Origin of the sequence: Sphingomonas sp., assembly GCF_036387595.1 — a bacterium.
Lineage (GTDB): Bacteria > Pseudomonadota > Alphaproteobacteria > Sphingomonadales > Sphingomonadaceae > Sphingomonas.
Window position 1 is genome coordinate 25,500 of sequence record NZ_DASVTL010000033.1, and the last position, 11,721, is coordinate 37,220.

General features: G+C 68.9%; 13 protein-coding genes. All 13 read right to left on the reverse strand.

Features of this window, described 5'->3' with window-relative positions; all coding sequences use genetic code 11:
• Positions 1-16: 16 nt before the first annotated feature.
• Positions 17-430, reverse strand: a complete 414-nt coding sequence (locus tag VF643_RS02750) for a DUF4112 domain-containing protein (RefSeq protein WP_331041833.1) — start codon at positions 428-430, stop codon at positions 17-19.
• 41 nt (positions 431-471) lie between these two features.
• Positions 472-1,929 (reverse strand): ABC transporter substrate-binding protein, encoded by a 1,458-nt coding sequence (locus VF643_RS02755; RefSeq protein WP_331041834.1) that lies wholly within the window; start codon positions 1,927-1,929, stop codon positions 472-474.
• Positions 1,930-1,942: 13 nt separating this feature from the next.
• Positions 1,943-3,046 carry a glycosyltransferase family 2 protein gene (locus tag VF643_RS02760; protein ID WP_331041835.1) on the reverse strand — a complete coding sequence of 368 codons (1,104 nt, stop codon included), beginning with the start codon at positions 3,044-3,046 and terminating at the stop codon, positions 1,943-1,945.
• Positions 3,043-4,095: a 3-isopropylmalate dehydrogenase gene (gene leuB / locus VF643_RS02765; RefSeq protein ID WP_331041836.1), complete on the reverse strand. Its 1,053-nt coding sequence runs from the start codon at positions 4,093-4,095 to the stop codon at positions 3,043-3,045. Before leuB ends, VF643_RS02760 begins: the two co-directional genes overlap by 4 nt.
• A gap of 61 nt (positions 4,096-4,156) precedes the next feature.
• On the reverse strand, positions 4,157-4,888 hold the full coding sequence (gene recO / locus VF643_RS02770; protein WP_331041837.1) for a DNA repair protein RecO: 732 nt from the start codon (positions 4,886-4,888) through the stop codon (positions 4,157-4,159).
• 36 nt (positions 4,889-4,924) lie between these two features.
• A complete protein-coding gene (locus VF643_RS02775; protein WP_331041838.1) occupies positions 4,925-5,836 on the reverse strand; it encodes a GNAT family N-acetyltransferase in 912 nt (303 codons plus the stop codon).
• Positions 5,833-6,783 carry a polysaccharide deacetylase gene (locus VF643_RS02780; protein ID WP_331041839.1) on the reverse strand — a complete coding sequence of 317 codons (951 nt, stop codon included), beginning with the start codon at positions 6,781-6,783 and terminating at the stop codon, positions 5,833-5,835. Before VF643_RS02780 ends, VF643_RS02775 begins: the two co-directional genes overlap by 4 nt.
• An 80-nt stretch (positions 6,784-6,863) precedes the next feature.
• On the reverse strand, positions 6,864-7,379 hold the full coding sequence (locus VF643_RS02785; RefSeq protein ID WP_331041840.1) for a hypothetical protein: 516 nt from the start codon (positions 7,377-7,379) through the stop codon (positions 6,864-6,866).
• A gap of 136 nt (positions 7,380-7,515) precedes the next feature.
• Positions 7,516-8,400 (reverse strand): sigma-70 family RNA polymerase sigma factor, encoded by an 885-nt coding sequence (locus VF643_RS02790; protein WP_331041841.1) that lies wholly within the window; start codon positions 8,398-8,400, stop codon positions 7,516-7,518.
• Positions 8,401-8,518: 118 nt separating this feature from the next.
• Positions 8,519-9,493 carry a peptidoglycan-binding protein gene (locus VF643_RS02795; RefSeq protein ID WP_331041842.1) on the reverse strand — a complete coding sequence of 325 codons (975 nt, stop codon included), beginning with the start codon at positions 9,491-9,493 and terminating at the stop codon, positions 8,519-8,521.
• Positions 9,490-9,936 carry a hypothetical protein gene (locus VF643_RS02800; protein ID WP_331041843.1) on the reverse strand — a complete coding sequence of 149 codons (447 nt, stop codon included), beginning with the start codon at positions 9,934-9,936 and terminating at the stop codon, positions 9,490-9,492. Before VF643_RS02800 ends, VF643_RS02795 begins: the two co-directional genes overlap by 4 nt.
• Complete coding sequence (fliI, locus tag VF643_RS02805) at positions 9,933-11,294, reverse strand: flagellar protein export ATPase FliI (protein ID WP_331041897.1); 1,362 nt, start codon at positions 11,292-11,294, stop codon at positions 9,933-9,935. Before fliI ends, VF643_RS02800 begins: the two co-directional genes overlap by 4 nt.
• A gap of 1 nt (position 11,295) precedes the next feature.
• Positions 11,296-11,700 (reverse strand): flagellar biosynthesis repressor FlbT, encoded by a 405-nt coding sequence (locus VF643_RS02810; RefSeq protein ID WP_331041844.1) that lies wholly within the window; start codon positions 11,698-11,700, stop codon positions 11,296-11,298.
• Positions 11,701-11,721: the final 21 nt, after the last annotated feature.

Genomic DNA, 11,721 nt, shown 5'->3' on the forward strand with positions numbered 1-11,721 from the left:
TCGGCAGGACAGACTCTTAACCCTCCAGCGTGACCGTCGCGGGATGGTGGCGGTCCAGGTGGCGGCGGACCATGCGCAGGTTGCGCGTGTTGGATTTGAAGAAGAAGTCGGGGATCGCGCCGACCAAGGGGATCATCCCCAGCAGCCAGTCGGTGCCGACGTTGCCGGCCATGCGCGTCATCTGCCACTTGGACATATTGAGGTTGCGCGCTTCCCACAGCAGCCACGATCCCATCGCGGCGGCCATCGTCGGCCCGACCACCGGGATCAAATCGAGTGCGACGTCCAGTCCCACCTTGCGCCGGGTGCCGGGGATCGTGAACAGCCCTTCGAGCACATGCTCGATCGCCTCGATCCGGCGACGGACGGAAGTGGGGTCGCGTCCGATCGGCAGGCGGTCGGCGAAGGCGGCAAGATCGGGGTTGGCCATGCGCATCATTTGGTGACGCGAGGCATGGGGTTCAACGGCGGTTACGGCGCGCGGCGGAGCCGGTTCAGCGGATGCCAGGCGCGGGCGTTGGGTTGCCATTGCACCAGCCGCCCGGCGACCAGCGACCAGCGCAGCGGCCGGGCGAGGGTGATGAACGCGCCATCGGCGTCCAGCGCCCGATCCGCTGTCGCGATCGCGCTGGCGCGTGCGGCCAGCGTCGGCGCCGTCCGCGCCGCCTCCAGCGCGGCCTGCGCTTCTTCGCCACACGCGGCACAGGCGGTCGCCAGATACCACCGCGCGCTGTCATAGGGCGCGACCGCGTCCACGAGGCGGAGGTCCGCAGGCGCGTTCAAGTCCACGCGCTCGGGCGAGATGCGGATGGCGATCAGGGCCGCCGCGATGTGCGCATATACCAGGGTCGCCCCCGACCCGCGAGGCATCGCGATCCGCAGCCGCAGCGGCTGCGCCCAGCGAGCGACCTGCGCGCGCGCGCCCGCGACGCGCTGCGCCTGGGTCAGCAGCGTCCACGCTGGGGTGACGGGGGGTGCGGCCGAGTCGAGCGCTTCCGGCAGGATGTGATCGGCGGGTTGCCACGCGGTTCCCATCGCCGCTGCCAGCGCGGCGCGGTCGATAGCCTGCGCCACGATCAGCCGGTTGCCTGCCTCTCCCAGAAAGTCCGACCGATCGACGACGGCAAGGCCGAACAGGCCCGCGGCGGGATCGGTGCGGATATTGGCCGGGGCGATGGCGGCGGCGGCGACGAGCGGCCAGTCGGCAAAGGTGCCGCCTGCAACCAGATCGGACTCGCGTGCGGCAAAACGCGCGACCGCGGTAGCCGCGCGCTCGCCGATCAGGCGGACGTCGTCGGCGGGAAGGGACTCGGACACATCGTCTTCGGCGGCGCGGCCCGGCTCGGGAACGGGGCGAAGCAGGGGTGCGCGACCTTCCCCGATAATCCGCATCGGCCCCGATCCGCCGGCCTTCGCAGCACGAATCAGCGTGAGTTCGGGCTGCGCGAACAATTTGAGCAGATCGGGTCGGGGCCGCGAGAGCCGTACCTCGATGACCTGCGGAGTCATCACGACGATCTCGTCGATCGCGCTGAGGAACGGCAGCAACGGGTTGCGGGCCGCGACGCGGAGCTGACGCTTGAGGATCGTGACCACCTGTTCGGCGGTGACCGGCTTGCCATCGGCCCAGGTCGCCTCGTGCAGCTTGAAGATATAGCTGCTCCCGTCATCCAGGACGGCCCAGCGCTGCGCCAGCCCGGGTTCGATCTGCCCGCCGGCGTCGAAGCGGACCAGCCCTTGCGCGGTGGCATCGGCCAGCAGGCGCGAGGCGGTGTCGAGCGCATTTCGAGAGCCGTCGGGAAGGGCCGGCGGGTCGCCGATCGCGCTCACCACCACCACACCCGTATCCGGCCGTCGATAGCATGATCCGAGCGACAGCAGCGCGGCGGCCGCCAGAAGGATGCGTCGGGTCCGAGCGGGCGGGATCATGGCACGCCCGCCATCAATACCGGCCCCAGGTGAAGCGCGACGACAGCGCATAGTTCCACACCGCCCCGACCAGCACTCCGGCCAGCGCGGAGGCGGCCCAAGCGCCGTCACGCATGTCATGGAGGAACGCCGCGATGCCGATGTTGGCGAGCGCCCCGACCGAGCAGACCAGGCAGAACGACGCCCAGCCGTCGAGCAGTGCGCGCCATCCCTTGAGCCGCCGGTCGCGATAGGTGAGGGCGTTGTTGAGGTAGAAGTTGAAGGTCATCGCGGCCGCCGTCGCGACGATGGTGGCACCCAGGAAGGTGACGCCGATCGCCCGGAAGAACAGCCAGACGACCGAGAGATGGACCGCGGCGCCCAATGCGCCGATTGCCGAGAACATCGCGAAGCGCACCGGCACGATCCGCCCGAACATGCGGTCGTATAGCGCGATCAGATATTCCATCGCGACGACATGATCGAGCTTCGATTCCCCCGCGATTCGCATTCGGAAGGTATAGGGCAGTTCGACGAAGCGGAGCGGACGCGGGCCGCTCGTCATGATGTCGAGCAGGATCTTGAAGCCGATGGCAGACAGGCCGGGGACGATGCCGCGGAGGATTTCGGTGCGGATCATGAAGAAGCCGCTCATCGGATCGCTCAGATCGGCCTTGAGCACGCGGCGCGCGAGCCGGGTCGCCAGCGCCGATTTCGCTACCCGGTCGCGGTCCCAGTCACCCGTCCCGCCGCCTGCGACGAAGCGTGAGCCGATGACGAGATCGAGAGCGGCATCATCGCGCAATGCCAGGAGCATCCGGGGCAGCAGCGCCTCGTCATGCTGGAGGTCGCCGTCGATCACCGCGACCAGCGGCGCCGCGGTCGCGCACATGCCCTCGATACAGGCCGACGACAGCCCGCGCCGCCCGATCCGCTGGATGATTCGCACACGGCTGTCGACAAGTGCCAGGTCGCGCACCGCATCGGCGGTGCCGTCCGGGCTGTCGTCATCGACGACGATCGCCTCCCAGCGCGCCGCCCCGAGCGCATGATCGAGCTTCCCTATGAGCAGCGGTACGTTGGCGCGCTCGTTGAAGGTGGGAATGACGACCGCGAGTGCCAGCGGCGCGGAGGTCACCCCAGCCCCGCCAGCACCGCTTCCGTCATCGCGCCAGTCGTCATCGTGCCGCCCAGATCGGCGGTACGCGCGCCGCCCAGGATCGCGGCCGCAACCGCGGCTTCGATGCGATCCGCGGCCTCTGGCATGTGCAGCGAATGGCGCAGCATCATCGCGGCCGAGAGGATCGCGGCGCACGGATTGGCCTTGCCCTGTCCAGCGATGTCGGGCGCGGAGCCGTGGATCGGCTCGTACAGCCCACGCCCTTCGCCATCCAGCGCGGCCGAGGGCAGCATGCCGATCGATCCGGCGCACATCGACGCCTGATCCGACAATATGTCGCCGAACAGATTGCCGGTGACGATCACGTCGAACTGGCCGGGATCGCGCACCAGCTGCATCGCGCAATTGTCGACGTACATATGGGTCAGCGTCACATCGCGGTAATCGCGCGCGACCTCGTTGGTCACGTCGCGCCACAGCTGCGACGTTTCCAGCACGTTGGCCTTGTCGACCGACAGCAGCCGGCGCTTGCGCGTCAAGGCCATGTCGAAGCCGACGCGGACGATGCGTGCGACCTCCACCTCGTCATACCGCATCACGTCGTAACCTTCGCGCAGGCCCTTCTTGGTTACCCGGTGTCCTTTTTCGCCAAAATAGATGTCGCCGGTCAGTTCGCGCACGATGACCATGTCGATCGCGCGCGCGACGGCCGGCTTGAGCGCCGAGGCGTCCTCCAGTCCTTCGAACAGGCGGGCGGGGCGCAGATTGGCGAACAGGCCCAGTTCCTTGCGCAGCCCCAGAATGGCCTGTTCGGGGCGTAGGGCGCGTTCGAGCGCATCGAAGGCGGGATCGCCGACCGCGCCGAAGAGCACCGCATCCGCGCGCTTGGCCAGAGCGAGCGTGTCGGGGGGAAGCGGCTGGCCTGCAACCCGGTACGCTGCCCCGCCGACCGGCGCCTCCTCGAACGCCAGTCCGAGCGCCAGCGCATCGAGCACCTGACGCGCAGCGTTGGTGACTTCGGGGCCGATGCCGTCTCCGGCTAGGATCGCGATCAAGGGCTGGGCCATCAGATGCCGTCTCCGTTACCGGTCTCTGCTATTGTGGCGCGCCTTGCCGTCCTGCGCGCCGTCACGCAACCGCTCTCTTGAGCCGATCGACCAGCCGGTCGCGCGCCGGCAGCACGTCGGCGGCGCGACCGACCAGCAGATCGCGCGCCAGGAAGTGCCCGGTGATCCGCAGCGCTGCGAAGATGTCGTCCCAGGACGCCGCGCCGCCGTCGCGCAGGAACGCGGGCAGGGGCATCAGCCACGCTTCATATCCCGAGGCCGCTGCGCGCGACACCGCTGCGCCGCTGCGTGGGCTGACGAACGCCAAATCGTCCGCAGCGCCACCCGAGACGCAGCGTTCGAGGTCCAGTCCGAAGCCCAGCTCGGCGAGCAGCAGCAGCTCGTACAACGCAAACGCCGCCGCCCACCCGCGCGCCGACGGCGCCGCGACGATCGCATCCAGCAGGCCGCCGAGCGCGTCGTGGATACGAGGGTAGGCCTGCGCCTCCGGCAGCACCGTTGCGGTCAGCGCGGTCGCCCAGGTGATCGCCGCGGCCGCCAGCGGCTCGGCATGCAGCGGCGCGAGCGTGGTGGCGAGTTCGACGGTGAGCGCGGGCAGCTGCTCGGCGGTGCGCGCCCGCCATTCGCCCGCCACGCTGTTGCCCGGTTGCAGCACCGGCCGCAGCGTGCGGGAACGTCCGCCGCGGACATAGCCCGGCTGTACGCCGTCATCGCGCGTCAATGCGCGGACGATCGCACCATGTTCGCCATGGGCGCGGACGGCCAGGATGATAGCGGGGGCCGACAAGTGCATCGGCGGACTGTCCCCGATGCGGACGACGATCGCAACTCAGGCGCGGCGGACGCGATCCGCGATGCGCTTGGCCATGCCGCCCCGCGCGACACGTTTGGCGAATGCGATCGTGCGATCGAACCCGGCGAGCGCTGCGAGGGTAAGCCGGTTCGTCAGCGTCGGGCGCAGCAGGATAAGGTCGACGCAAGGCACCCCGCCGGTGGCGAACTGGCGCTTGTGCTGGCCATCGCCCTCCGTGAAGTCGAAGTGCGTGAACCGGTCGTCGAACAACTGCCGCATCGCTTCTGCATGCAGGACCGTTCCCGGCGAGAGGTGCGCGAAGGCGGGGTCGTGGCCGACATGGTCGTAGCGCAGCGTCGTCCCAGCGGCGGTGCAATGGAGGTAAGCGACCGCTGATTCATCAAGAAACAATAGCCACGCGCGCACCTGATCGCAGGCGGCGAGCACGTCCAGAACCGCGGTAGACGCCGGATCGTCGGGCAAGCCCGATCCGAGCAGCCGCTCCTGATAGGTCAGGGCCGACAGGGGCCGCGCGAGCGCGTGGAACTGGGCGATCTCGCCTGGTGTGCGATAGCTGCGGACGTCGAGTGCGCCGCCCTGCGCCAGACGCTTCGTCTTGCGGCGCAGCGCCGAGCGGGCGTTGGCCGAAAGGCCGTCCAGCCAGGCGGCGTGGCCGATCGTCAGGTCGGTATAGTGACGGACGTAATGCTGGCGCACCTGCGCCACGAAGCCTTGGGTCTGGACGCCATCTGCCTGCGCCAGGGGAACCGATGTCAGCAGGTATCCGTCGGCGTCCCCCAACGCCGGGCGCGCGTGCGTGTGCCCGGCCAGTACGTCGTCGAGAGACCAGGCGATTCGGATGAGCCGGCGCGGTATCGCAGCGAGCGTTCGCGCCCCGACCTGAAACCGAACCGGCGCGTCCACCGCGAACGCGGCCGGCGCATTCACCAGCTGCGTTCCTCGACCATGTTCGACCACAGCTGCTCGGCCTGGCGCCAGCTGGTGCGGAGCCTGTTCGGCCCGAGCGGCGTGTTCTTCTGGCGCAGCGGCAGCGCGGGGCGATCCGCGAAATGCGTGGTCGGCAATGCGTCGCGCCGATCCTCGAGCATCTCGCACAGCCGTTCGAAACGACGGACGTGGACCCCGTTGGGCGCGGTGCCCGACCGGTTGGCGAGTTCGAAGCCGTGGCTGACGATCGTCACCGCTGCATGGCCGTGCGCCGCAGCATGCTCCAGCGCATCGCGCGCCTCGGCAGCCGACAGCGCACAGAGTTGGAAGGTGCGCAAGCTGCCCGGCGCGTCCTCGATCACCGTTACCGGCACCTCGATCACCCCGCGCTGTACCGGCGCGATCTGGCGCGGGGGCAGCCCGATCTGGCTCGGCCACGGCATCGCTGCACCATTGTGGCTGCTGTCGTAGGCGAATCCAAGCTGAGCGAGCGCCGCCAGCGTGTCGTCGTTGGCGGCATACGACCCCGCGCGAAACGCGATGGGCGTCGGCGCCCCGGCGGCCACCAGCAGCTCTGCGGCGCCGGCGAGCAAGGCACGCTGCGCGTCGAGATCGTATTCGACCAGTTCGAACCGTGCATGTGCGGCGCCCAGGTCGCCGGCCTTTGCCGCGGCCCAATTGGGGTGCAGGTGAAGCTGCACCTCCTGCCCGGCATCGAGGATGGTGCCGACCATCCGCCGGAACGGCTCCAGGCCGAAGACCATCGCGGGCATCGGATCGACGAAGAAGCACGCCTTGAGTGCATGCCGCCGCAGCAGATCGAGCTGGTACGACAGCCCGACGCCGGCAGGTTCTATGGAGCGGGCGTACATGCCGACGGCATCGTGTCCGGCGACGTGATGCCGCCATGCGAATTCGGTGTCGACGGTGAGGAAGACGCAGGTCATGCGATCGGTGCTACCCCGACAGGGTGAACAAACCCCTTACGCGCAGCGTGGAACACCATTTTAAGCCTCAAAGCCGCGGCTCAGTGAACCGATGCGGTTTCCGCTGCGGCGGCGATCAGCGACCAGACACCGTCGTCGGCCAGCGGCAGCAACGGCATGTGCCCACCGGGACCAGCCATGTCGATCAGCCAGCCCGGCCCTTCGGACGGGAGGTCCGGGATCAGCGCGACGCCCGTACCATCGGTCACGACGCACAGTTTGTGGGTATCGGCATGTGACCAGCCCCAGGCATGCAGCCGTTCGAAGAGTGCGTCGGCCGCGAGGCACAAGGCATCGAGCGCGGGAGCGAACATCGGCGTTTCGCACACCGTTCTTCCGCGCGTTTCGCATACCGAAAGCCGCTGGTCCCAGAGCATGATCGGGGTTCCGTCGTCCCAGCCGTCGCTCGGCACCGCCAGCGCGAGAAGGGGAGCATCGGCGCCAGCGATCAACCCGGAGGACAGCAACGCAATGTCGCGGGCGGCCCGGCACAGGTGCGGGTCGTCGAGGGGCAGGGCGACGATCGGCGCCAACGCGGTCGTCCTGTCGAAAGCCATGCACAAACCTTTCCCGAATCCCTTCTCATTCTAGGATGGTTTGTTCACCTTTGGGCGCGGCAGGCGTGCGCCGCGTGAAAAGAATGACCGCCAGGTTACCGGGGAGGGGGAGGACCGACGCTTCACGCGCCGGGTTTCAGTCGTGAGCAGCCTGGAGTTCGGGCTTCGCGGGGCGGCGCCAGCGCGGCTCGGCGGGTGCGCGCAGGGCGGTGGCGAAGCGTGGGGCGCGATCGGCCAGGTCCGCCATGGCCGCGGTTGCGCGACGGGCCACCTGACGCGTACGCTCACGCGCAGCCTCGTCGGCGATCGTCTCTTCGGTCTCCACATCGCTCGACAGGCGGCGCTCGATCGCTTCGCGGTGAAGCGCGATCTTGTCTTCGAGAGCGGCGAGTTCTGCGGCATCGACGGTGCGCAGCCGGGGTGCCGCGGGATCGGTGCGCAGGGCCGGCACCGGCTTGGTACGTGCCCGGCGATTGATCTGCTCCAGCCCGACGGTGCGCAGGTGATCGACATATTCGTCGATGAGCTTGGTGCGCGTGGCATCGGCCATATAGGCGGAGGCCGCGGCCTCGGTCCGCTCCAGCGCGTCTTCGTCGACGATCATCGATTCGAGCGAGGTCTCGCCGTCTTCGGAACCCGATACGGCGTGGAGCGATACGGTGACCGCTGCGACCTTCTTGGCCGAAGGGCGCTGATCGGCCATGAGCCGGAAGCGCAGTGCCTGAAGCTCGCCACGGATCTGCCAGTTCACGAAGGTGGTGAACTGCGCCTTGGCCGGGTCATAAGCCTCGATCGCGCGATGGACGCCGATCGCGCAGCATTGCTCGGCATCGTCCCAATGCGCGATCAGGCCGTATTGGCGGATGAAGTGGCGGATGCGCGGTGCGATCAGCTTGAGGATCGAAGCGAACGCGCGGTCCGAATGGACCCGCTGGCGATTGCTCTGGCGCTCGTCGCCCTGGGGCGCGTTGGCGATTACGATGGCAACGGCAGCTTCCAGTGCCGCGGTGGTCTTGGACATCTTCGGCCCCCCAAAATCCCGTGAAGTGAACGTCACTTCCGAACAAGGCCGGTATAGGGGGAGATAGTTAACAAGCCGTTCGCGGACCGAACCGCCAATATCATTCTATAGGAGGGTTTCAGGCCATCGCGCCGAAGCGAGCGGGCTGAATTTTTCGATCGAGGTAGCCGAGAAGCCAATCGCGGTGTGCCGCGGTCGCATCGCCACTGGTCGCGATGCGCCGCTGGCTGCTGTCGCTGCCCACCTGTGCGGCCAGGACGGTGCGCGCGCGCGACTCGCCCAGACCACCGTTGCGCAGGAAGCGCGCCGCGTCGCCAAGGCCGAGATGATGGCCCAGATAGGCCAGCCTAGCCGTCGCAGTCACGTCACCGTCCACCGAGACACCCTGCCGGCGCAGCCCATCGAGATTGTGGCGCGCATAATCGGCGATGCCGTTGATGGCGGCGGTCGGATCGTAGCGCGCGGACAGCAGCGCGGAGCGCGCGCCGGGCAGCACCTTTCCGCCCCCGTCCAGCCAGCCTTGCGCCCGCGCGAACTGATTGAGCCAGGTTCCCTTGATCGTCGCCATGCCTTCCCAGGTCCGGCTGAGGAACTGGCCAAGCCCGGCGGCGCTGGAGCGCGGATTGCGGGAATAGACCTGCCAGCTGCCGTCGCGCCCCTTGCCGGCCTCGGCATCGACGATCGCGGCGAGCGCCGAAGCGGGCAGATTGGTGCGCGCGGCTGCGGCTTGGAGCGTGCCGCGGTAGCGACTGTTGGCGCCCAGGCCATCGAGGCTGGGGCCTGCGACCGTCGCAGGCGCAGGCATCGCGCTTTCGGTATAGAGGACCGCAGGACGCATCGCGGGTGCCGCACCGGTGGCTTGCTGCTCGCCGGTCATCGCGGCGATCAGCGCGTCGAGCTGCTGGGCACGAGTGGTGGGGGCCGCGGGCGCGAACACGCTGTCGGACGAGTCCTGCGCGCGGTCGTTGGAACCCAGCGCCGCCTGCCACAGCCGCTGCGACAATTCCGACTGCGCCGCGCCGTAGATCACCTCGGCGCGCTTTGCGGGGGTGAGCGCCGCGAGTGCGCCGCGGTCGATCCCGGAGGCGATCACGGGGGAGATCCTGCGGTGCTGCGGCGCTGCGTGCGCGCGCGCCGCGCCGCCAGCGCGCCGATCAGATCGTCGATCGCGGACTGATCTGCTGCGGCGGCCGAGCGCTCCGCATCGGCGCGATAGCCGGCAGCGGCGGTTTCTACCGCGGTGCGCGATCCGTATTGTTCGATGGCCTTCAGCCGCAGTTCCTCCAGGCGATCCTGCGCCTGCACGCGCTCAGCGGCCAACCGTTCGCGCCGTTCGCGCGTCTGCCGGAAGAAGCTGTCGGAGGTCAGACGTGGGTCACCGGCGGCGACCATAGATTCGCGCGCCAGCACGGCATCGTTGTTGCTGTGCGCCGCCTCGGTACGCTGAAGGTCGTCCACCGCCTGGCCGATCCGCGCGCGCAATTGGTCGAGCCGGCGCTCGGCAATGCGCAAGGCGGTGTCGTAAGGCGTCGTCATGCCGCGGCCATCAGTTCGGGTGCCAGATCTTCAGGCACCAGCATGGCGGCAAGCGCGGCGAAGGTCGCTTCGGCACCGGCCTGGTCTCCCTTGCCCTGCGTCAGCAGCCGCTCGATCTGCGGCGCGAGGCGGATAGCCTCGTCCACTTCGGCGCTCGATCCGGCCTTGTACGCGCCGAGCCGCACCATTTCCTCCATGTCGCCGAACGTCGAAAGAACGCGGCGGGCGGCGATCCGCACCGCGTTCTGATCGGCCGTGTGGCAATGGGGCAGGGTACGCGACACCGATTTGAGCACGTCGATCGCCGGATAGCGGCCGCGCTCGGCTATCTTGCGGGTGATGACGACGTGCCCGTCGAGAATGCCGCGCACCGCGTCCGCTACGGGCTCATTGTGGTCGTCGCCGTCCACCAGCACCGTGAAGACGCCGGTGATCGATCCGCCGCCGACGCGTCCGGGACCGGCGCGCTCCAGCAGGCGGGGCAGTTCGGCAAAGACAGTGGGCGGATAGCCCTTGGTCGCGGGCGGTTCGCCGCTGGCCAGGCCGATCTCACGCTGCGCCATCGCGAAGCGGGTAACCGAGTCCATCATGCACAGCACGTTGAGGCCCTGATCGCGAAAGTGTTCGGCGACGGCCATTGTGGTCCACGCAGCCTGGCGGCGCATCAGGGCAGGCTCGTCGGAGGTCGCCACGACGACGACGCTGCGCGCGCGCCCCTCCGGCCCCAGATCGTCCTCGACGAATTCCTGGACCTCGCGTCCGCGTTCGCCGATCAGCCCGATCACGGCCACGTCGCATTGCGTCCAGCGGGCAAGCATCGACAGCAGCACCGACTTGCCGACGCCGGAGCCAGCGAACAGGCCGAGGCGCTGACCGGCGCACAAGGGCGCGAATACGTCGAGCGCGGCAACCCCGGTCTCCACCTTGGCGCCGACGCGCGCACGCGACGCCGCGGGTGGCGGATTGGCGCGGATCGGCCGCGCGGTCATCCCCACCGGCAACGCGCCGAGTTCATCCACCGGACGGCCAAGGCCGTCGATCATGCGCCCGAGCCAGGCGTCGTTCGGCCGGATCGTGAATTCGCCCGCAGACAGCACCGCGCGGGCGCCGGAGGCCAGGCCCTGCGATTCGCTGAACGGCAGACACTGCGCCAGACCGCCGTCCAATCCCGTCACCTCGGCGTCGATCGTGCGATCCTGGAGCGCGATGCGGATGCGCGACCCGATCTGCGCGGCACCGGCAAGGCCCGCGACCTCGATCAGCGCACCGCGTGCGGCGACCAGCGTGCCATAGCGTTCTTCGCGCGGGAGGTCGGCCAGTTCGGCCGCAGCGGCGGCGAAGGCTTGCGACGCGCGCATCTCAGGCGGCTTGTCCGGCCGTCCGGGCGAGCGCGATGTCTTCATATTCGATCAGCGCGCGGCAGACCCCGAGCGCACGGTAATAGTCACCAAGCGCCGCGTAGCGCGCGAATTCCATGCAGTTCGCACGCGCTTCGTGATCCTCGATCGCGCCGATCAGCTCGCCGAGGAGTTCGACGATGCGATCCTGATGCGCGGTGCGCCCCGCCTCATCGACATAGGCCATCATGGCCGCCAGATAGAGGCGCCGGGCCGGGGTCGTCGCTTCGGCGGGCGCCATCACTTCGCGCCCCCGAAGCACCGCGACGCGGTTTTCGATCACCAGGTCGGCGCGGCCGTTGGCCCGCATGACGGCACCGTTGACGATCATCTTCTCGCCGCTGCGCAGGCTGATACACAAGGTCATGTGACTTGATCCCATATGACT

Coding starts and splice junctions, on each gene's coding strand:
- VF643_RS02750 (WP_331041833.1), bottom strand. CDS start 430: ATGGCCAACCCCGATCTTGCCGCCTTCGCCGACCGCCTGCCGATCGGA.
- VF643_RS02755 (WP_331041834.1), bottom strand. CDS start 1,929: ATGATCCCGCCCGCTCGGACCCGACGCATCCTTCTGGCGGCCGCCGCG.
- leuB (WP_331041836.1), bottom strand. CDS start 4,095: ATGGCCCAGCCCTTGATCGCGATCCTAGCCGGAGACGGCATCGGCCCC.
- recO (WP_331041837.1), bottom strand. CDS start 4,888: ATGCACTTGTCGGCCCCCGCTATCATCCTGGCCGTCCGCGCCCATGGC.
- VF643_RS02780 (WP_331041839.1), bottom strand. CDS start 6,783: ATGACCTGCGTCTTCCTCACCGTCGACACCGAATTCGCATGGCGGCAT.
- VF643_RS02785 (WP_331041840.1), bottom strand. CDS start 7,379: ATGGCTTTCGACAGGACGACCGCGTTGGCGCCGATCGTCGCCCTGCCC.
- VF643_RS02790 (WP_331041841.1), bottom strand. CDS start 8,400: ATGTCCAAGACCACCGCGGCACTGGAAGCTGCCGTTGCCATCGTAATC.
- VF643_RS02800 (WP_331041843.1), bottom strand. CDS start 9,936: ATGACGACGCCTTACGACACCGCCTTGCGCATTGCCGAGCGCCGGCTC.
- fliI (WP_331041897.1), bottom strand. CDS start 11,294: ATGCGCGCGTCGCAAGCCTTCGCCGCCGCTGCGGCCGAACTGGCCGAC.
- VF643_RS02810 (WP_331041844.1), bottom strand. CDS start 11,700: ATGACCTTGTGTATCAGCCTGCGCAGCGGCGAGAAGATGATCGTCAAC.